A 20,070-nucleotide genomic window follows, 5' to 3' on the forward strand; every position below is an offset into this window, starting at 1 on the left:
TTTATTCATTTGTTTTTTCTTGTTTTGCTCGGCTAAATAAACTTTTAAATGATTGAAAGAAGCTTTGCTCTTTTGAGGCAGCAACCATTCTTTTTGTTTCTTGAATTTCTCGAATAACTTGCATAAGCTGTGCATCACGGTTACTGTCTTTATTATAAATTTGACTAACAAGTTTATTCATTTTTTCTTCCTGTTTGGATTCTCGTTTATACATATGATTCATTAATAAGTCCATCTTTTCTTTTTGCAGTGCATCTGTTTGAGCGGCGTGATCGACTAACTCTTGAAGCATTTTTTCTTGAGAGCCTTCTTTTACATAAACTTGTTGCATCAATTCGTCTAGTTTCTCATCCTTTAAACGATTTTGTGTAATTAAAGTAGAATTTTGATGAATAATTGCCTCATTTAATTGAGCTAGCATTTCAAGTTTTAACATGAACTCCTCAAAGTTACGCCCATCTTCTTTTTCTTTCGTTTGTATCTCTTGCTTATCTTGTATAACTGGTACAGGTGGGGCCTCTTTTTCTTTTAAAATAATCGGTATCGTTTCTGAAATATCTTCTTGTAATGTAGCAGCTCTTTCGTGTATAGATTTCAATAATTTTAAATCATCAAGTTTATAAATACGAGCATCAGCTGTTTTGGAAATCATATAACCATGTTCTTCTAACAGTTGACTATATTTGCGAACTATATGTTTTGGGATGCCTGTTTTATTCGTGACATCTTTCGTTTTATAGGTAGCTTCCATCATATTTCCTCCCCAAAAAGTATCGTATATATCATTTCAATCTTTTATGAGGACTTCCTTTGAAAAAGAATGTCGGAAGGCTATTAGTTTTCTACAGCATTAGTGAAAAAATGAAAATTTTTGGCGGAATGGCAAGGAATAACTAAAATAATGTCTGAAAACATATACAGGAGAAGTTTGTTATAATAACGGAGGAAAAGAAACTGGTAGAAACATGGAGGTATACATGAAGCAATTAAAAGGTATTATCATTTCAATTATCGCAATTCTGTCTATTTTAGTAGCAGTTTATGAAGTACTTGTGCCAGAGGAAACAAGTGTAAAGAAAACGAATACGTATGATCAAGTGTTAGAATTTCCGAAAGAACGTTATCCAGAGACAGGAAAACATATTACGGATGCTATAAAAGAAGGGCATTCAGAAGTTTGTACAATCGATCGTGGTGGTGCTGCAGATAGAAGGAAATTGTCGTTAGCACCATATCCATCAAAAAAAGGGTATGATCGTGATGAATGGCCAATGGCGATGTGCAAGGAAGGCGGAAAAGGAGCACATATTGAATATATAAGTCCGGCGGATAACCGCGGAGCAGGTTCTTGGGTAGGGAATAAGTTAGATAAATACCCAGATGGTACGCGAGTAAAATTTGAAGTGAAGTAGTAGTTGTATATTTCATAATGAAGGAGAAGGGGAACTATGGAGTTAACGATTTCTTATTCGCAATTAATGTTGATGAACTATGACGGTGAGCAGCCTTATGTAGATTGGACTGATGAAGATTTTGAAAGAGGTTATGCTAAGGCAGATGGAACTGTTATTTTTGAAGCACTTTCTGATTATACTTGTGAAGTGAAAGTGACCCCAGGGAAACATATTGAAAAAGAAGAAGTAGTTAGAACGATTACGGTTCCTTTTACAGTTGAAAATGAAAGTATCGTTATAACGAGTATTCTTTCTGATAAATTTCAAATACCTATTCCAAATGGTGAGTATACAGTTGTATTACAAGCAATTCCTCTTGAAGAGCCAACGGATGATGAATTATATAAAATACAATATGAATTCTTTTTTGAAAGTAAAGAATAAAAAATGGGTTATCCTGAGAAAAGGATAACCCATTTTTGTTATGCGTTTGTTTTTAAAAGGGAACGAGCATCTTTCGCTGCTTGCACCATATGTTCTAAAGCTGGAATAACTTCTTCTGTTCTTCTCGTTTTTAAACCACAATCAGGATTAATCCAGAAATATTTAGGATCACATACTTCTAAAGATTGTTCTACGATTTTATACATTTCATCTTTACTCGGTACACGTGGGCTATGAATATCATATACACCTAGGCCGATGCCTTTTTCATATGTTGTATGTTTTAATGTATCAATAAATTCTCCGTGACTTCTTGATGTTTCGATAGAAATTACATCTGCATCTAATGCGCGAATCGCGTCAACAATATCTTCGAAGTTACTGTAACACATATGAGTATGAATTTGTGTTTCATTTGCTACAGAAGAAGTTGCTAAAAGGAAGGATTGTACTGCCCATGTAATATAAGCATCCCAATCTTTTTCTTTTAGTGGCATTCCTTCACGAAGTGCGGGCTCATCGACTTGGATTACTCTAATCCCGGAAGATTCAAGTAGTTCAATTTCGTGACGAAGAGCTAGTGCAATTTGATACGAAACTTCTTTTCTTGGAATATCATTTCGAACGAAGGACCAATTTAAAATTGTAACAGGTCCGGTTAACATTCCTTTTACAACTTTCTCTGTTAAGCTTTGCGCATAAACTGTTTCCTTAATAGTCATGCCGTTAATAAAGGCTACATCACCATAAATAACAGGTGGTTTTACGCAGCGGGAACCGTATGATTGTACCCAACCGTTTTTAGTGAATGAGAAACCAGCAAGGCGCTCACCAAAATATTCGACCATGTCAGTTCTTTCAAATTCACCATGTACAAGGACATCAAGCCCAATTTCTTCTTGGTAACGAATCCATTTTTCTGTCTCTTTTTCAATAAATTGTTCATATTGTTCATTTGAAATAACACCGTTACGCCATTCTTTTCGCGTTTGACGAACTTCAGTTGTTTGCGGGAAGCTACCAATAGTCGTTGTTGGTAATAGCGGTAACTCTAGAGCAACTTGTTGTAATTCGTATCGTTTTTCAAATGGAAGAGGACGTGAAAAATCTTCTTCTTTTAGTGCTGTTCGTGCTGCTTTGACATCTTCTCGGTTACGTGCAGCAGATGAACGAATTGTATGATGTACGTTTCGATATGTTTCCAGCTCATTACTAATGCTTTCTGTACCTTGAGTGAGAGCGGAATGAATAAGAACTAACTCTTCTAATTTTTGATTTGCAAATGCTAACGCATCAAACAGCTCAGTCGATAAGTGAGTTTCTTCTGTTTTATCGATTGGTGTATGCAATAAGCTACAAGAAGGCTGAACGATGATATCTTTCGTTTGGACTTGTTTTTGTAACGTTGTAAATAACTCAAGAACTTCATCAAGGTCAGCTCTCCAAATGTTACGGCCATCTATACAACCGACAGCTAAAGTTTTATCAGCTGGGAATCCATATTTTGAAATAGCATTTAGATTACCTTCTTTACCATGAATGAAATCTAATCCAATACCGGATACCGGGAATGTAATAATTTCTTCATAGTTTTCTTCTATGCTATCAAAATATGTTTGTAAAAGAAGAGTCGCATTTGGAACCTCTTTACGAATAGCTTCATAAATTTCTTTTGCTTGTTGAACTTCTTTTTTAGTTAAAGAAGCGAAAATCGGTTCATCAACTTGAATGGCTGGTGCACCAGCTGCATGTAGTTCTGAAAGCAGTTGTACGTAAGGTGCAACTAACTGTTTTAAAATGGTAGGAAATTGTTCTTGTGTATAGCCTTTAGCTAATTTTAAGAAAGTATATGGTCCTAAAATAACAGGCTTTCCATCTACTCCTAATTCTTGTTTTGCCTCTTCGTATAAGCGAAGTGGACGATTATCTTTTAAAGAGATTTGTAATCCCTCTTCATATTCAGGAACGATATAGTGATAGTTTGTGTTAAACCATTTTGTCATTTCGGAAGCTACGTGATCTTTAGAGCCACGCGCCATTGCGAAATATACATCAAGGTAAGATGTAAACTCAGAAAAACGTGATGGAATAAATCCTAGCATATAGGCAGTATCCAAAACGTGATCATAATATGTAAAGTCGCCAATTGGAATGAGTTCAATCCCTTTTTCTTGCTGTACTTTTACGTGTTGAAGGCGAATTTCTTTCATTGTTGTTAAAAATTGTTCTTCATCGATTTTATTGGACCAAAAAGCTTCCAATGTTTTTTTCCACTCTCGTTGTAGTCCGATACGTGGATAACCTAAGTTACTTGTTTGAATTGCCATTTTAAATTCCTCCCTAATTGAAAGTAAGCATTTCCGTTTACTAGGAAATACCTATAACAAAAAGTACAAAGACATAGAAAATAAGCCTTCCTTTTTGTTTTAACACCTCATCATCATCCGTGAATCTATCAGTGTTGTTAAAACAGGCAGGTCTCCTGACTTATGCTTCATATAATTTCTTTCACCTTCCCGTTTTCACAGTGGCACCAAAAAGAAATCTCAGCATTTACAGTGGCGGGACCGTGTTGGAGTTTCACCAAGCTTCCCTTTTAAACACGAAACGAAACTTTCGTGTACCTATTTTCCTTTTGAAAGGAATTTAACAAGCGATATGATATTGAAACAAATTTTAACATAATTTTTGGAATTTTGTCTACTGTTTTAAAATAAGAAAATTCTAAAGTTTTTATTTCTTAGTATTCTGACTTTTTATATTCTGGAGTAACGAATAATATTACAGTATGAAAAGAGAAATTGAGCTATGAAAGAAGTAGGGATGTCTTCTTTCATAGCTCAATCTTCATCTATAGCAACTTCTGAAAGTTGGCCTGCTATAGCATCTTTAAGGAGGGTGTTTAGCCATTGTAATTCAACTGTAATATGCTCAATTACACTTTGCAAAATATATAGTTGTGCACGTGGAACCTTTCCTTTATTACAATCATATATCGTTTGCATAGTATGTAAATATTGAAGAGTATCGTTTTTCTTTTTTTCTAAAATAGGAACTAATTCGTAATCATTGCTAAAGTGAGCGAAAGATAAGGCTGAATAAATAGGTTTATATATTTGGTTTTTGGCTTCGAATTGTTTTAATAGTAAAGTGTGGAATAGTTTTTTGCCTTCTTCTGTTATATGAAAAATCGTTTTGTCAGGTCGATTTGTGTCTCTAATTACATTTGTAATATGAATTGCCCCTTGCTTTTCTAATTGCTCGAAGGCGTAATAAAGTGATCCTTTAGCATATTTAATGTAACAATCCATTTGTCGTTCTTTCATAATATGCTGCACTTCATATGGATGTTTATCTCCTTCGAGTAGTAAGCCGAGAATGACTAATTTCATGCTCATGCTGTCTCAACTCCTGTATATAAAAACTTTATACATATTATAAACGGCATATCCTTTTTCATAAAGGGATATGCCGCTTCTTTTTTATATTAACTAACTTGCTTTTGTTTTTCTTTCTTTTTAGGGCCTGTAAAGAGGCGTTCATTTCCCATAAGTAAAATACAAATAATACTTAGTACAGCCGGGATGAGTGCCCAGAAGAATGTGTTCGCAATAGATGTAGCGAGAGCTTCCTTAATACCCGCTAATATTTCAGCAGGAATTTTTGCGGTAGCGCCTGGTGATAATAAGAAACTTGTGTCTCCGCCTTTTGGAGCTAATTTTGCTAGTTCAGGGGGGAATACAGAGTTTAGTTTATCTGTAAAAATATGATTTTGAATTGTACCAAAAATCGTTACACCAAGAGTCATACCGAGTGATCGGAAGAATGAGTTTGTTGATGTCGCCGAACCACGGTCCCGCATTTCCAACTTGTGAATAGAAGACATACTTAATACTGAGAATGAGAAACCAACACCAAGCCCAGCGAGAATCATAAATAGTGTTACGAGTAAACGAGGTGTGTCTATTGTTAAAGTACTTAATAAATAAATACCAAGAACGAAGAAGACACCAGATACCATCATAATGTTACGATAGCTTGTTCGAGAAGCTAATTGTCCTCCCGTTTGACTTCCAATTACAGAACCAACCATCATTGGTGTTAAAATTAATCCAGCATTAGAGGCGGAACCTCCAAGGACGCCTTGAATGAAGATTGGAATATAAACTGTACAGATAATGAAAGCGGCACCATAGAAAAAGGCAACTCCTTGACTAGCTGCGAATAAAGGTTTTTTAAATAGATGGAATGAAATAATAGGCTCGGTTGCTTTTCGTTCTACAAAGAAGAAAATAATAAGCGTAATAACTACTGTTGTAAATAAGCCAATAATTACAGTAGAATTCCAGGCATATTCCTTACCACCAAGTTCTAATGCGAACATTAAGCAAACGATACTTATGACAAGTGTAATAGCACCAGCCCAATCAATTTTTTGTTTTCTAAATTCTAGAGACTCACTGTAGTATTTAGTAATGAAGAAAAAGGAGATAAGTCCTAATGGAATATTGATATAGAAGACCCAATGCCAACTTATATAGTCTGTAATATAAGCACCTAATAAAGGACCGAATACACTAGATGTCCCGAAAACAGCACCGAATAGTCCTGTCATCTTCCCGCGTTTTTCTGGTGGAAAGATATCGTACATAATTGTGAAGGCGATAGGCATAAGGGCACCACCACCGATCCCTTGAATAGCTCTATAAATACTTAATTGCTCAATGCTTGAAGCTGTTCCGCAGAGCGCAGAACCGAATAAGAAAAGAATGAGGCCACCAATATAAAAACGTTTCCGCCCGTACATATCAGAAAGTTTCCCGAAGATAGGCATCCCTGCCATGGTTGCTACCATATAAGCTGATGTGACCCAAACAAACTTATCAAATCCTCCCAGGTCTCCAACGATTGTTGCCATTGCGGTTGCAACGATTGTATTATCCATTGCGGCCATTAATATACCAAGCAGTAAACCAGCAACAACAAATTTTGTCTTGTTGGCTTCTTTTTTTAATGGTTGAGTTTCCAAATATAACCCTCCTTTAGAAATAAGTAAACTATATTAAATTTTGAGTGCAGTGGATAAAAAATTTAAATGTATAGTTGATGTTAATTTCTTTTCCATAAGTGCACTTATATGCCATAAAGAATATTATAGTCAAATTTGACTATAAGGCAAATTTTTTCTTCCGTCAAAATATTCTTTCGTATGAGTAGAGAACGAGTGAGCCATACGAATATTGCTATGAAGGGAATGAAGTAAATTGTAAAAAAATTTCATAAAGAACACCTTCTGTTAATAGATGAAAAATGGTTTTTTCTTCATATTGTCGAATAGGATAAAAGGAAGAGAAATATTAAACATTGCTTGTAGCAAGCTTTAGGAATTTGGGGAATTCATTGTGTGTATGTTACATCTGAAATGAGGTGAATATATATTATGAAAATATGGGGACGAATTTCGGATACAGGAAAGTATTCAATACCGCTACAACCAGTATTGTGGATTGACGGATCGAAAAAGGAAAACGAAAACGAATTTCCTCAAGTAGCCGTTACATTACAAATTGGTAGTATGTATACAGAACAATTTTCGTATGAATTGACCTACGATGTAAACGACATACTTATTATGAGAATTGAAGTGGAAAATAAAGGGGTAGAAATGATTTCGAGAGTTGTTGTAAGTCATATGATTCGAGATTACTTTGCTTATATTCCTAATTCTTTAAAAGTTGATAAGGGGATAAGTGAGTTTTTATTCCAGCTTGTTAGATGGCGAATTGATGATTTGTTACCGAATGAGAAGGTGGAACTACGTTGTAAAATAAAAGCTAATAAAGATAAAGCTCTTAAACAAACATTCTTTCAGGCTACATATACATTTCAAGATAAAGAGATATCATATGGCCCACTGCAAACAAATGAAGTTGTTGTGCGTCAATGATAAAAAGGAACCTGTACAAAAGGTTCCTTTTTTAGTGAAGGTTGTGTTTTTTGAGTATTTTCTTTTGCTCCATTCCTTTTTTTCCTACATAGTTATTTTTGTAGCCAAAGTATAGAATAAATAAAAATGAAACAACATTAACAATAGCGTCGATTTGATCGTTTGTAATAAAGTGTATCCCGAAAGAGGTAAATAATAATTTTAATGATAATAGAAAACCAGCTAGCAAACGCATAGCATCTGATAGATTCTCTTTTTGTAGCATATAGATTACTCCTTTCTATAAAAGTTATATATTATATATATGAAATAGAGTAGAAAAGGTATACAAGCTTAAGCAGAAATGTACATTGCATATGTACATTTTTTATTTTGTAGAAAAACATTATTGATATAGAAACATATATTGGTATAAAAGGGGGAAAAGTATGAAACATAAAGGAAAAATTAGTGGATTATTGCTTGGCAATACTGTGGCAGTTACAGAATGGATTGCACTTCAGGATGTAATTGCAAAACTGGATTCACGATCATTTTATACCGTCTTTATTATTTATATATTGCAAATGATACTAAGTTATTATTTTGGACATTGGTACGATAAAAGAACAAACGAGCGTATGGGTATGGGAGTAGGAGGAATGGCAAGCAATGATTTTGTTGTTGATTTTTTTGGGAAAGTAGCTGCTTTATCTGAAAGAGATTCTCGTAATATTACAGTGTACATTCTTTCTGTAAAAGAATGGGAAGGGTTAAAAGACACGTTGCAAGAAAAAAAGTTGGGAGTGTTAGTACAAAAATTAGAGAGTACCATTGTAAAGACAATTCGGAAGGGCGATGTTGTTACAAAGTGGGATGAAAATAAGTACGTTATTGTAGCAATTGATAATGGTCATGAAACATCAACAATAACAAAACGATTAATGAAAAATATTGAAAGTGAAATAGAAGGTGATTTACTCAGTGTCACTCTTTTATTTGGAGCAGCTAGCTATCCAGTAGAAGGAAAAACGTTTGAAGAACTGTTGAGAAAGTCGCAAAATCAATTGTACCAGTATAGAAATTTGCAAGAAAATGAGTGAAGCTTTGATTTGAAGATATATGATAGGAAGATGTTTTATTTGTAACATTTTTTTGACTTTTATTACAAAAAAACGCCGCGTTTGTAATAAAAGTCTTTAAAAATATATGAAATAAGCATATAATTATGATGGTAGTGCCAATGCAATTTGCACAGTGTGTTTTATTTTAAAAGTGTAGAGGAAAGCAAGCTCTACACTTTTCCTTTTTAGGAAATGAAAAGAATATTTGTAAGTTGTTGCGAGATATCGATTGTACTGTGTAAAATGAACAAAGAGATTAATTGATAGAAAGCTGGAAAGGGAATGATAGACGTGAGAGCGGAGCGATCACCTTTTATCAGGTGAACTATTATAGTCTTATTAAGACTGAGGTGAAATTCCGTGGATATTAAAGTAATACATAGTGTGAACAGGCCTTAAAAAACACGAAGTAGTATACTTAAAAATGGATATGGAATTGCTAAATAATTCAAAAAGAATAATGTAATATCAAGTAATAATTTGTACAAACAATATTAATGATCTTCGTAAAAAAGATGCGAGTGTATAGAACAATTACATATTTTATAACTTTTTTATATTACACGATGGTCGTTTATAAGTAGGAGGAAGAGATGTTGAAATATAGTAAATTAGCAATTGTAACTACATTATCAATGATTTTATTAGCCGGTTGTTTCGGTCCGAAACCAGAAGAAGAATTATATGTAGCGTTTGAAAACGCTGCTAAACAAGAAAAAACAATGTTTGAAGATGCAAAAAAACTTGAGACTTTAGAGAAAGAAGGACAAGAATTATATAACCAGATTGTTCAAGAAGGAAAAGATAATAATCAAACTGTTAAAGAAAAACTGAATCAAGCAGTGAAAAATACAACTGAACGAGAAAAAGTGCTTACAAAAGAAAAAGAAGTTTTAAATAAAGCGCAAGAAGAAGTGAAGTCAGCTGATAAGTATGTGAAGAAAATTGAAGATAAGAAATTGAAAGATCAAGCTGATAAAGTGAAAAGCACGTATGAGAAACGCCACGATTCATTTAATAAAATGTATGACAGCTATAACAAATCTTTAAAACAAGAAAAAGAGTTATATACAATGTTACAAGATAAAGGTACTAAATTAAAAGATATTAGTGAAAAAGTAAAAGTAGTAAATCAATCTTATAAGGATATTGAGTCAGAAAAAGATAAATTTAATGAATTTACAAAGTCTTATAATACAGAAAAAGTAGCTTTTTATAAACAAGCAAATATTAAAATTAAAGAAGAGAAAAAATAAAACAGTTTGGCCTACACTTGGCCAAACTGTTTTATTTTTTTGTATAAGTACGACTATACCATGGAACAGGCTCACTTAATTTTTTTTCTTGTTTTAATGCTTCAGGACCAATATAATCTTGAAGTGTTTTTTTTGCTACTGTTAAAGATAAGGTTGTTTTCGGATTTCGATAGGAGGATTCAAGATGACCAAGATGCGGTAGAATTCGAAAATCTTCTTTCGTAGGAGGGATGTGGAAAAAATAATCGCCTAAACGTATAAGGACATCAGATTGTTGTTGGCTAAAACGTGGGTTTCTAGAAAAATGCAATCCTTCTTTAATTGCTTTTTTTTCAGCAATCAAACGTTCTAAAGCTGTCTTTTTTAACCAGTATAAATATTTAGGATTAGTAGCTGCTTTAGCATGACGATTCACAACGAAAATAGATTGAGCTAGTCGATTAATAGAATGTTGGTTTTGTAATTGAGATTGTGGTTGTGAAGGTTTCATATTGAATCTCCTTTCAATTTTTCATTATTATACCATAAATAAAATAGGTATTTATTATACGCAAAAGTGATTGTATATATTTTCAATATTAAAGCAATATTGTTACAAAAACAACTATTTTGTATAATAGTCATAGAATATGTTTTTGAAATTTGATAATGAAAGAGTGAGAAGTTTGAAAGAAATATTAAAACAACAGTATGCCATTATAGATATTGGATCTAATACAATGCGTTTAGTTATTTATGAAAAGCAAAATGGAGGTTTTTATAAAGAGATTGAAAATACGAAAGTTGTTGCTAGGTTAAGGAATTACTTAATTGATGGTGTATTGAATGAAGAGGGAATAGAAGTATTATTACAGACATTATTTCAATTTCAAGAAAGTACAAGATTCCATCAGTTGCATCATGTACTTTGTGTTGCAACAGCAACAATTAGACAGTCGGAGAATCAAGAGGAAATTAAAAAGCTTGTTGAAGGACAAACGGACTTTACTCTTAGAGTATTATCAGAGTATGAGGAAGCGCGTTACGGATACCTGGCGGTTATGAATTCTACATCGTTTTCAGAAGGAATAACGGTAGATATTGGTGGGGGAAGTACGGAAGTTACATACTTTAGAAATAGAGAGATTTTAGAGTACCATAGTTTTCCTTTTGGGGCACTTTCTTTAAAGCAACAATTTATTAAAGGTGATATTCCTACTAAAGATGAGTTAGAGGGAATGCAACAGTATTTAGAGTTTCAATTTCGAACGTTACCATGGTTAATCAATAAGAAATTGCCTCTTATTGCAATTGGTGGTAGTGCTAGGAACTTAGTAAAAATCCATCAAAATTTAATATGTTATCCTATAGCAGGATTACATTTATACAAGATGAAAGAAGAAGATGTTGAAAGTGTAAAAGAGGAATTGGAAAAATTGTCGTTCATAGAACTTCAGAAATTGGAAGGATTAGCAAAAGATCGAGCAGATACGATTATTCCAGCGGTTGAAGTATTTCATACACTTGTTCATGTTATAGAGGCACCGGCATTTGTATTAAGTAGAAAAGGGTTAAGAGAAGGTGTTTTCTATGAAGAGTTGACAAAAGATTTGGGGATTTCATATTATCCGAACGTAGTTGAAGAAAGTTTGCATTTACTATCACATGAATACGAAATGGACATGGAATTTGTTATTCAACTTATTAAACATGGAAGACTAATTTGCAAACAACTTGAGGAAATAGGGCTTATTTCTATGTCAGTAAAAGACTGGGAAGTGTTCCATCAAGCTGCGAAAGTATTTAATATAGGCAAATATATAGACGAAGAAGCAAGCCGTTTACATACGTTTTATTTATTAGCGAATAAGACAATTGATGGCATGATGCATAAAGATCGAGTAAGGCTAGCGCTTATTGCATCGTATAAATCAAAAATGTTATTTAAACAACATTTATCTCCATTTGAAGGTTGGTTTGATAAAAGCGAACAAAAAAAAATCCGCCTGTTAGGAGCTGTTTTACAATTTTCAGCTACTTTAAATGTAAGGCAACGATCGCTTATTGATACCATATCTATAACAGAAAGCGAAGAGGGATTAACGTTTAAAGTTTTATGTGAACAATCGGCATTAGCAGAAAAAGTACAAGCTGAAAAACAAAAAAAACAGTTAGAAAGAGTATTAAAAACGAATATTAATTTATTATTTGAACTAAAACATTAGGGTTGTACGGATGTCTTTACGAAAAATTTACACTTTGTAATATTGTAATTTGATAAAATGAAATTAACTAAATTATAGTAAAAAAGTTTCAAGGGGAAGTGTGAAGAGAATGGAATTATTGAAGGGGAATGCAGTAAATTTAAATGATACAGCTTATTACAATAATCGAGAGTTAAGTTGGTTAGCATTTAATGAACGTGTCTTACAAGAAGCGCAAGATGCAAATAATCCACTTTTGGAAAGATTGAAATTTATTAGTATTTTTAGTTCGAATTTAGATGAATTTTTTATGGTACGTGTAGCGGGATTAAAGGATCAAGTGAGTGCTGGATTTAATCAACCAGAAAATAAAGCTGGCTTAACACCGAAAAAGCAATTAAATAAAATTGCGATAAAAGCCCATGCACTAATGACAGTACAATATGATACATTTAAAAATTATGTATTACCAGCGCTTGAGTTAGAGGGAATTGAACGTTTAACATTCAATGATTTGACGAAAGAGCAGCGAGAATTTATAGAAGAGTATTTTGACGAGCAAATTTTTCCGGTGTTAACTCCTGTAGCTATTGATGCATATCGCCCATTTCCAATGTTATTAAACAAAAGTTTGAATTTGGCTACTCTTTTATATGATGAGAAGCAAGCAGAAGAAGAAAACAGGACGAAGTTAGGGATTGTGCAAGTTCCTTCATTACTTGAGCGCTTCATAATTTTACCGAGTGAAGGGCAAAAGCATAAATTTATTTTATTAGAAGACGTAATTAGTAGCTTTACTCATAAATTATTTACGGGATATACAGTATCATCTGTTACTCGTTTCCGTATTACACGCAATGCAGATTTAACGATTCATGAAGAAGGTGCGAGAGATTTATTAAAGGTAATTGAAAAAGAATTAAAAAAGCGTAAGTGGGGGGCTGCTGTACGTTTAGAAGTTGGGAAAGAACACATTGATGAAAGAGTATTAGCATTATTATATGAGGTTCTGGAAGTAAAAGATGAAGATGTATATATAATGGATGGCCCATTAGATTTAACATGTTTGTTTTCTTTATATAAAAAACTAGCTCCTTTATATGAACATCTTGTATATCCAGCTCTTATTCCGCAACCGCCTCAAGATTTAGGTGATGAAGAAGATGTATTTGAAAAAGCAATTGAGCATGATATTTTATTACATCATCCTTTTGAATCATTTCAGCCGGTAGTTGATTTTGTCCGTGATGCGGCAGACGATCCGAATGTACTTGCGATTAAACAAACGTTATATCGTGTAAGTGGTGATTCACCGATTATTCAGGCGTTAAAGATAGCGGCTGAAAAGGGAAAACAAGTGACGGTATTAGTTGAATTAAAGGCAAGGTTTGATGAAGAAAACAATGTTCACTGGGCTAAAGAATTGGAACAGGCAGGCTGTCATGTTATTTACGGTGTCAGTCACTTGAAAACACATAGTAAAATTACGCTAGTTGTAAGGAGAAAAAACGGAAAAATCGAAAGGTTCGTACATCTCGGAACTGGGAACTATAATGATGCAACAGCGAAGTTATATACTGATTTTGGATATATTACATCAAGAAAAGATTTTGGGGTCGATGCAACCAATTTCTTTAATTATTTAAGTGGTTATACAACAAAGCCACATTTTCATCATTTATCGGTTGCTCCATTTGATATAAGAGAGCAATTTATGGATTTAATAGATGAAGAAATCCGTTATCATAGGCAATATGGAAATGGATATATTATCGCTAAGATGAATTCATTAACAGATAAACCGTTAATAAAAAAAATGTACGAAGCATCACAAGCTGGAGTAAAGGTAGAGCTCATTGTTCGAGGAACATGTTGCCTACGACCTGGTATTCCAAATGTAAGTGAAAATATTCGTGTAGTTAGTGTTGTTGGAAGATATTTAGAACATAGCCGTATTTATTATTTCCATCATAATGGGGAGGAGAAAATATATTTATCTTCAGCTGATTTGATGACGCGAAATATGGAGAAGCGAGTGGAAATATCTTTCCCGATATTAGATATTGAAATGAAGGCACGAATTAAGGCGATTTTACAGCTTATATTAGCTGATAATGTGAAAACACGTGAACAAAATAAAGATGGTGATTACTATTATGTTATTAATGGTAGTACAGAAGAAATTGATAGCCAAGTGAAGTTGTTTAAGATGGCGTATCAAAATACAGACGCTGAATAATGAAAAAAAGTAAAAACCTCTTATGTCCATAAGAGGTTTTTACTTTTTTCTACTCATATGCTCCAAAAATAGAAGGATGAGTAGAAACAATAGTTTTATTATAAGCGTGTAATGAGATGGCTCGTTGAGAGAATAATATTTGAAAGAATCGTTACTTTAACCTAGTAATAGTAGGGTTGCTGACATGGTCCACCGTAACAAGGATAAGGTGCTGGCGGCGGGAAAGGTGGTGGATAAGGTGGATAAAATGGTCGAGGGCCGAAAGCTAATGCTCCGCCGAGCAATCCACCAGCAATTCCAGCTAGAAAGGGAACGCCAAAAAACGGGAAGAAGCGTGAGTCGCCTACTGGACCAATAGGTGCTGAACGGACTGGAATTGGTTGATAATATGGATACATGAACATACCTCCTTTATTGGACTCACTTTTATCATATGGTAAACGAAACATGGATGAGCGCGTACAAGAAAGGATATGTAAGAAAATAGGCGAATTATTACGAATGTTGGAGTGTGAAAATTGTGATTTCAGGTTTTGACATGAAACGAAATGGGACACGTGTTCTTCCGAGGCCTCGATTGACATAGAGAGTTAAATCCTGCATCGTATAGAAGCCTTCAATATAGTCTTTGGCGAGTGATGGTGTAATAATAGCCCCTAAAAAAGGAATTTGTACTTGTCCGCCATGGCTATGACCAGAAAGTTGCAAGTTGATTGGATATTTGGAAATTTGCGGCGCGATATCTGGCTCGTGAACAAGAACGATGTTATAAGTATTTTGCCGTGCATGTTGTAATGTTTTCTCTATTTTTGGTTTGCCTAGTAGTATATCATCGAGACCGAAAATAGAAATTTCACTATTATCCATTAGACGAATTCTTTTTTTACTATTTAGCAATAGTTCAAATCCTGATTCACGCATGATGTGCTCATAGTATTCAGTTCCATATCCACCGTGATCATGGTTACCATAAATAGCGAATTTACCGAAGGGGGCTTGTATATTTTTTAAAATGGACGCGACAAAAGGAGTGTCAGTATACGTTTGATAATTATCAATGAGATCTCCGGTAAAAAGGACAATATCTGGATTTACAGCATTAATTTTAGAAACAACTTGAGATAAATGTTGAAGCGAGAAATAGTATCCGAGATGTAAATCGCTGAATTGAAGAATTTTCATACCATGAAAACTTTTTGGGATGAGTTGTGATTTTAATGTGTGCTGTGTAAAAGAAATGAAATGGGGTTCTATATATTTAGCATAGTAGTATCCGATGCCACTGGTTATAAATGAATAGAGACAAGTACGCATACCAATTTTTAAAAAATTTCTTCTTGTAATGTGCGTCATAAAAATATGAGTATACCTCAATGTTTTTATTCCATTTACAGGCTACTCAAATCTCCTTTCAGTTTATTTAAAAATATACTTTACATAATAAAAATTAGTATAGATTACGAAAAAAATGAATAAAAAGAAAGTTCTTTACATTAAAATATCAGAAAAGTTTAAAAATATAAAGATTTCTATTAAATAAAGTGATAAAATGAATGTGTATTCATTTTTTTGGAGGGGATGTATGTGAAAGAAAAGGTAGTTATTATAACAGGTGGATCGAGTGGAATGGGAAAAGGAATGGCGACTCGCTTTGCAAAAGAAGGGGCACGAGTTGTTATTACAGGACGTACAAAAGAAAAACTAGAGGAAACAAAGTTGGAAATTGAACAATTTCCAGGGCAAGTATTACCTGTACAAATGGATGTAAGAAATACGGATGACATTCAGAAAATGATTGAACAGATTGATGAGAAGTTTGGTCGAATTGATGTTTTAATAAATAATGCAGCTGGAAACTTTATTTGTCCAGCAGAAGATTTATCCGTGAATGGCTGGAATTCGGTCATTAATATTGTATTAAACGGTACATTTTACTGTAGCCATGCTGTCGGAAAATATTGGATTGAAAAAGGTATAAAAGGGAATATCATTAACATGGTAGCAACATATGCATGGGATGCAGGTCCAGGAGTTATTCATTCGGCTGCAGCGAAGGCAGGAGTATTAGCGATGACGAAGACGCTCGCTGTTGAGTGGGGACGTAAATATGGAATACGAGTTAACGCTATCGCTCCAGGACCAATTGAACGTACGGGCGGTGCTGATAAATTATGGATTTCAGAAGAAATGGCTAAGCGTACGATACAAAGTGTTCCGCTTGGAAGGCTGGGTACGCCAGAAGAAATCGCTGGTCTAGCTTATTATTTATGCTCAGATGAAGCTGCGTACATAAATGGAACTTGCATGACAATGGATGGAGGACAACATTTACATCAATATCCATTTTAAAAGGGATAAAAAAATGAATGTTTGATTCATTTTTTTACGGTTAAATGTGACGGAATTGTGACATATGAAAGAAAAGTGTTTACAAGAGGTCATATATACGTTATATTTAAGACCTCTTTTTTCTTCATAGTAGAATTGCTAATTCCCCTTAGCATTTTACCCCTCTAATCCCTTCAGGAAAACTGAAGGGATTTTTTATTATTTTTCCGTAAATATCATGTTATAATTTTTGAAAAGTAAAGGGAGGGAAGCACGTTGATAGATGCATTAGATGTAATGAGTAACTTGGATAAAGTCCTTCCTTATTATCAAGCTATTTTTAGTGCTGATGAGCATACTGTAATTGGATATGAAGTAGTAGGACGTATTCAAACAGAAGAGGGCATACAAAGTTTAGCTTCTTTCTTTCACGATGATTCGATTCCAAGTGAATTTCAACTGGAAGCGGATAATATTATAGTAGAAAAAGCTTTAAATCGTTATTTAGAAAGCGATCAAAAATTATTATTATTTATACATCGGAATGCTAATGTATTAATGAATGATGATGATGAAAGCTTGCTTCAACTTTTATTGAGGTATGAAGAACAAGGTTTAAATTTAAAACAAATTGTTTTAGAGATTACAGAGCATGAATGTAAAGAAGATATAGAGCAATTTAATCATTTGCTTATGTATTATCGTACATATGGTATTCAAATTTCGATTAATAAAGTCGGAACGGGTACAAGTAATTTAGAGCGTATTAGCGTGTTAGCACCTGATATTTTAAAAGTAGATTTAACGAACTTAAGGCAAACAGCACTTTTACAATCTTATCAAGATATTTTATATTCTTTATCATTACTTGCTAGAAGAATTGGTGCAACTTTATTATATGAAGAAATAGATGCTTTTTATCAACTGCAATATGCTTGGAAGAACGGTGGAAGATATTATCAAGGTAATTATTTAAAAGAATGTTTACCTGATTTTATTGAAACGAATGTTTTGAAAGAGCGACTAGGTAATGAATGTCATCAGTTTATTCAGCATGAAAAGAAGAAGTTACAAAAAATTTATAATTTAACAGAGATGTTACGCGATCGCATTGGCGATGTTTTATCAAAACAAAAAAAGAATGAAGATATAAATGATTGGTTATTACAATTTAGTCAAAGTGTATCACAGTGTAGTTTTCGTATATTTATTTGTAATGAAGATGGTTTCCAACAATCAGGAAATGTTATGAAAAAAGATGGAGAATGGATTGTGATGCCGGATTATTATATGAAGAACTGGAGCTGGCGCCCGTATTTTCTCGAGAATATAATGAAAATGCGTTTTGAGAATAAGGCGAGGCTTTCAGATTTATATGCAGATATTGAAACGGGAGAAATGGTACGAACATTTTCTTTCCCGATTGATGATGACAACTTTTTATTTATAGATTTATCTTATGAATATTTATATGAAGAAGATGTTTTATTTTAATGCACGAAGAGATTCGTGCATTTTTTGTTTGTTTTTATCATAAATTGGTAATAGTGAAAATGGTGATGAAAATGCTGTCTATCGTTGTAAAGATTTTACGAACGAAATCTGTCCTTTCTTTGCATAATCATTGTTACAATGAATACTACAAAGACAAGTTCTTTTAAAAGGAAGGTGAAAAAATGAGGAAATATGGAATATGGCTTGTTCTATTTGTATGTGTTGCCTTTCTAGTTGGTTATAGTGTTACGACTGTTTTAGGAAAAGAGGAAGTGGAAGTCGATCGGAAAGAAGTATTTACAACGATACAAAAAGGCTATGAAACCCAGTTTTCAATTCGTGGGAAGCATTTGCCGATGAATAAGATGATAGAGACGTTATCACCGTATTTTACAGATAATTTCCTTCAAGTATTTACAGATGAAAATAGCAGAAGTGATAAACAAAGTGGTGAATATTTACTTCCGGCAAAAGAAGCACCGTTTTCTTTTAATTCAGAAACGAAAATGTCGTATGATGAAGAACATAAAAATTTATATGTATACGAGCGGACAAAAAGTGGACAATATCAAATTGTAACATTGAAAAGGGATCAAGATAAATGGAAGTTAGCAGGATATCATGAAAGTCAGGAACTTTTAACTGAAATAAAAAGGTTGCAACAATTATAAAGTGAAACTTTTAATTAGTGGGAGTTTTACTACCTACAAACAGCGGGATAAGAATAGGAATAGGTATTTACCTATTCCTATTCCTATTCTATATTGAGCAGTTGTTGTAACTTTTCAATTTGAAAACCTGCAACTACTTCGCCATCAATTACGACTGTTGGAGTTGAATAGGAATCATAGTCGTTTAAAAGACGATTGCGAGCAGCAGCGTCTTTTTTTACGTCAAATTCTTCATATGCAACGTTATTATGCTTCAAAAATTCTTTTACAATAACACATGGCGGACAATCGGGTTGTGTATAAACCTCAATTTTTTTCATTGTAATTCCTCCTTTTTTCTGTTTTTTATTATATTCTTCCAGTATAAAAACCGCAATAATGAAGGAGAAATATGTTCTTTCTGTTTTTTCCTTCGCATTTCGACAAATTTTTAGTTGAGTTTCTGGCCAATAACCTTTATCCTAGAGTGTGGAACATTTTTTCTGTTATGACGGATAGAATGAGTATAGCTGTAAAACCTATTGGTAGGAAGATCAGAGAAAGGAGAGATTTCATGTCTCTACTCCAAGGAATTTTAACTCGACTTGTTAGTCTACAAGAACAAGCTGAAAGCGGTGAAGTAGCACAACGCTATTTTGAAGTGAACGGTGAGCGCAAATGTAGCGTGAAATTTTTCGATAAAAGTGAAATGTATGAGTTAGAAGTGTATCAACAAGGTGAAAAACCTCAAGTATATCAATTCGATAATATCGACATGGTTGCAATTGAGATTTACGATATCATTTCTTGATACATATAAAAAAGGTACTGCCACATGGCAGTACCTTTTTTAGTTCTATTACTTTCTAGCATAATGTATAGAAGTTTTTTATTTTTCCTACAATGGTATTAAAATGAAAATTTAATCCGTGCAAGTTTGCTTATCCATGTGGATAATTAGTCCCGTCAACCGGGTGAATATGTGAAGCTAAACTTCTCACTATCGCTGGGTTTTGCAAATAGCGGGAGAAA

The 20,070-nt window shown here is 33.5% G+C and carries 20 protein-coding genes and 1 riboswitch; of the genes, 11 read left to right on the forward strand and 9 right to left on the reverse strand.

Features of this window, described 5'->3' with window-relative positions; translation table 11 throughout:
* Position 1: 1 nt before the first annotated feature.
* The gene (locus IQ781_RS23100; RefSeq protein ID WP_000388471.1) at positions 2 to 751 is read right to left on the reverse strand and encodes a DUF3967 domain-containing protein; all 750 of its coding nucleotides are present in this window, start codon (positions 749 to 751) and stop codon (positions 2 to 4) included.
* Between the two features lie 226 nt (positions 752 to 977).
* Between IQ781_RS23100 and nucA the strand changes: the two genes are divergently transcribed.
* A complete protein-coding gene (nucA, locus tag IQ781_RS23105; RefSeq protein ID WP_000811494.1) occupies positions 978 to 1,412 on the forward strand; it encodes a DNA-entry nuclease in 435 nt (144 codons plus the stop codon).
* Positions 1,413 to 1,448: 36 nt separating this feature from the next.
* Entirely contained in the window at positions 1,449 to 1,838 is a 390-nt protein-coding gene (gene comJ, locus IQ781_RS23110) for a competence protein ComJ (protein ID WP_048655569.1), read from the forward strand.
* A gap of 38 nt (positions 1,839 to 1,876) precedes the next feature.
* On the opposite strand, the gene metE is transcribed toward comJ, so the two are convergent.
* From metE to IQ781_RS23125, 3 genes are all read right to left on the reverse strand, one after another.
* Positions 1,877 to 4,165 (reverse strand): 5-methyltetrahydropteroyltriglutamate--homocysteine S-methyltransferase, encoded by a 2,289-nt coding sequence (gene metE / locus IQ781_RS23115; RefSeq protein WP_139846721.1) that lies wholly within the window; start codon positions 4,163 to 4,165, stop codon positions 1,877 to 1,879.
* A gap of 128 nt (positions 4,166 to 4,293) precedes the next feature.
* A riboswitch (cobalamin riboswitch) is annotated at positions 4,294 to 4,481 on the reverse strand.
* 197 nt (positions 4,482 to 4,678) lie between these two features.
* Positions 4,679 to 5,236 (reverse strand): PadR family transcriptional regulator, encoded by a 558-nt coding sequence (locus tag IQ781_RS23120; protein ID WP_139846722.1) that lies wholly within the window; start codon positions 5,234 to 5,236, stop codon positions 4,679 to 4,681.
* 89 nt (positions 5,237 to 5,325) lie between these two features.
* Positions 5,326 to 6,867 carry an MDR family MFS transporter gene (locus IQ781_RS23125; RefSeq protein ID WP_000449910.1) on the reverse strand — a complete coding sequence of 514 codons (1,542 nt, stop codon included), beginning with the start codon at positions 6,865 to 6,867 and terminating at the stop codon, positions 5,326 to 5,328.
* Positions 6,868 to 7,278: 411 nt separating this feature from the next.
* Here IQ781_RS23125 and IQ781_RS23130 point away from each other — a divergent pair, with 411 nt between their 5' ends.
* Positions 7,279 to 7,785 (forward strand): hypothetical protein, encoded by a 507-nt coding sequence (locus IQ781_RS23130; protein ID WP_079004393.1) that lies wholly within the window; start codon positions 7,279 to 7,281, stop codon positions 7,783 to 7,785.
* Positions 7,786 to 7,816: 31 nt separating this feature from the next.
* Here the strand turns inward: IQ781_RS23130 and IQ781_RS23135 are convergent, their stop codons facing one another.
* A complete protein-coding gene (locus tag IQ781_RS23135; RefSeq protein ID WP_000939448.1) occupies positions 7,817 to 8,050 on the reverse strand; it encodes an SPP1 phage holin family protein in 234 nt (77 codons plus the stop codon).
* A gap of 163 nt (positions 8,051 to 8,213) precedes the next feature.
* On the opposite strand from IQ781_RS23135, the gene IQ781_RS23140 reads away from it, so the two are divergent.
* Entirely contained in the window at positions 8,214 to 8,867 is a 654-nt protein-coding gene (locus IQ781_RS23140; protein WP_139846723.1) for a diguanylate cyclase domain-containing protein, read from the forward strand.
* A gap of 614 nt (positions 8,868 to 9,481) precedes the next feature.
* Positions 9,482 to 10,144, forward strand: coding sequence for a YkyA family protein (locus tag IQ781_RS23145; RefSeq protein ID WP_000922498.1), 663 nt, complete (start codon positions 9,482 to 9,484; stop codon positions 10,142 to 10,144).
* Positions 10,145 to 10,175: 31 nt separating this feature from the next.
* Here IQ781_RS23145 and IQ781_RS23150 read toward each other — a convergent pair whose 3' ends face one another.
* Positions 10,176 to 10,634, reverse strand: a complete 459-nt coding sequence (locus tag IQ781_RS23150) for a YkyB family protein (protein ID WP_000804864.1) — start codon at positions 10,632 to 10,634, stop codon at positions 10,176 to 10,178.
* A 139-nt stretch (positions 10,635 to 10,773) separates the two neighbouring features.
* On the opposite strand from IQ781_RS23150, the gene IQ781_RS23155 reads away from it, so the two are divergent.
* Both IQ781_RS23155 and IQ781_RS23160 read left to right on the forward strand, forming a co-directional pair.
* Positions 10,774 to 12,348 carry a Ppx/GppA family phosphatase gene (locus IQ781_RS23155; protein ID WP_002198132.1) on the forward strand — a complete coding sequence of 525 codons (1,575 nt, stop codon included), beginning with the start codon at positions 10,774 to 10,776 and terminating at the stop codon, positions 12,346 to 12,348.
* Between the two features lie 109 nt (positions 12,349 to 12,457).
* The gene (locus tag IQ781_RS23160) at positions 12,458 to 14,566 is read left to right on the forward strand and encodes a polyphosphate kinase (protein ID WP_000421678.1); all 2,109 of its coding nucleotides are present in this window, start codon (positions 12,458 to 12,460) and stop codon (positions 14,564 to 14,566) included.
* 161 nt (positions 14,567 to 14,727) lie between these two features.
* On the opposite strand, the gene IQ781_RS23165 is transcribed toward IQ781_RS23160, so the two are convergent.
* Both IQ781_RS23165 and IQ781_RS23170 read right to left on the reverse strand, forming a co-directional pair.
* A complete protein-coding gene (locus tag IQ781_RS23165; protein WP_000283738.1) occupies positions 14,728 to 14,964 on the reverse strand; it encodes a hypothetical protein in 237 nt (78 codons plus the stop codon).
* 97 nt (positions 14,965 to 15,061) lie between these two features.
* Positions 15,062 to 15,919: a metallophosphoesterase gene (locus tag IQ781_RS23170; RefSeq protein WP_002026257.1), complete on the reverse strand. Its 858-nt coding sequence runs from the start codon at positions 15,917 to 15,919 to the stop codon at positions 15,062 to 15,064.
* Positions 15,920 to 16,150: 231 nt separating this feature from the next.
* Here IQ781_RS23170 and fadH point away from each other — a divergent pair, with 231 nt between their 5' ends.
* The 3 genes from fadH to IQ781_RS23185 all read left to right on the forward strand — a co-directional run bounded on the left by fadH (position 16,151) and on the right by IQ781_RS23185 (position 19,059).
* Positions 16,151 to 16,915: a 2,4-dienoyl-CoA reductase gene (gene fadH, locus IQ781_RS23175; protein WP_000660913.1), complete on the forward strand. Its 765-nt coding sequence runs from the start codon at positions 16,151 to 16,153 to the stop codon at positions 16,913 to 16,915.
* Between the two features lie 255 nt (positions 16,916 to 17,170).
* The gene (locus IQ781_RS23180) at positions 17,171 to 18,388 is read left to right on the forward strand and encodes an EAL domain-containing protein (RefSeq protein WP_000564306.1); all 1,218 of its coding nucleotides are present in this window, start codon (positions 17,171 to 17,173) and stop codon (positions 18,386 to 18,388) included.
* Positions 18,389 to 18,570: 182 nt separating this feature from the next.
* Positions 18,571 to 19,059: a DUF3993 domain-containing protein gene (locus IQ781_RS23185; RefSeq protein ID WP_001233804.1), complete on the forward strand. Its 489-nt coding sequence runs from the start codon at positions 18,571 to 18,573 to the stop codon at positions 19,057 to 19,059.
* Positions 19,060 to 19,142: 83 nt separating this feature from the next.
* On the opposite strand, the gene IQ781_RS23190 is transcribed toward IQ781_RS23185, so the two are convergent.
* A complete protein-coding gene (locus tag IQ781_RS23190) occupies positions 19,143 to 19,379 on the reverse strand; it encodes a glutaredoxin family protein (RefSeq protein WP_000717873.1) in 237 nt (78 codons plus the stop codon).
* Positions 19,380 to 19,612: 233 nt separating this feature from the next.
* Here IQ781_RS23190 and IQ781_RS23195 point away from each other — a divergent pair, with 233 nt between their 5' ends.
* Positions 19,613 to 19,849, forward strand: coding sequence for a YkuJ family protein (locus IQ781_RS23195; protein WP_000055151.1), 237 nt, complete (start codon positions 19,613 to 19,615; stop codon positions 19,847 to 19,849).
* Positions 19,850 to 20,070: the final 221 nt, after the last annotated feature.

Source organism: Bacillus sp. N447-1 (genome assembly GCF_022701035.1).
GTDB classification, from domain to species: domain Bacteria; phylum Bacillota; class Bacilli; order Bacillales; family Bacillaceae_G; genus Bacillus_A; species Bacillus_A cereus.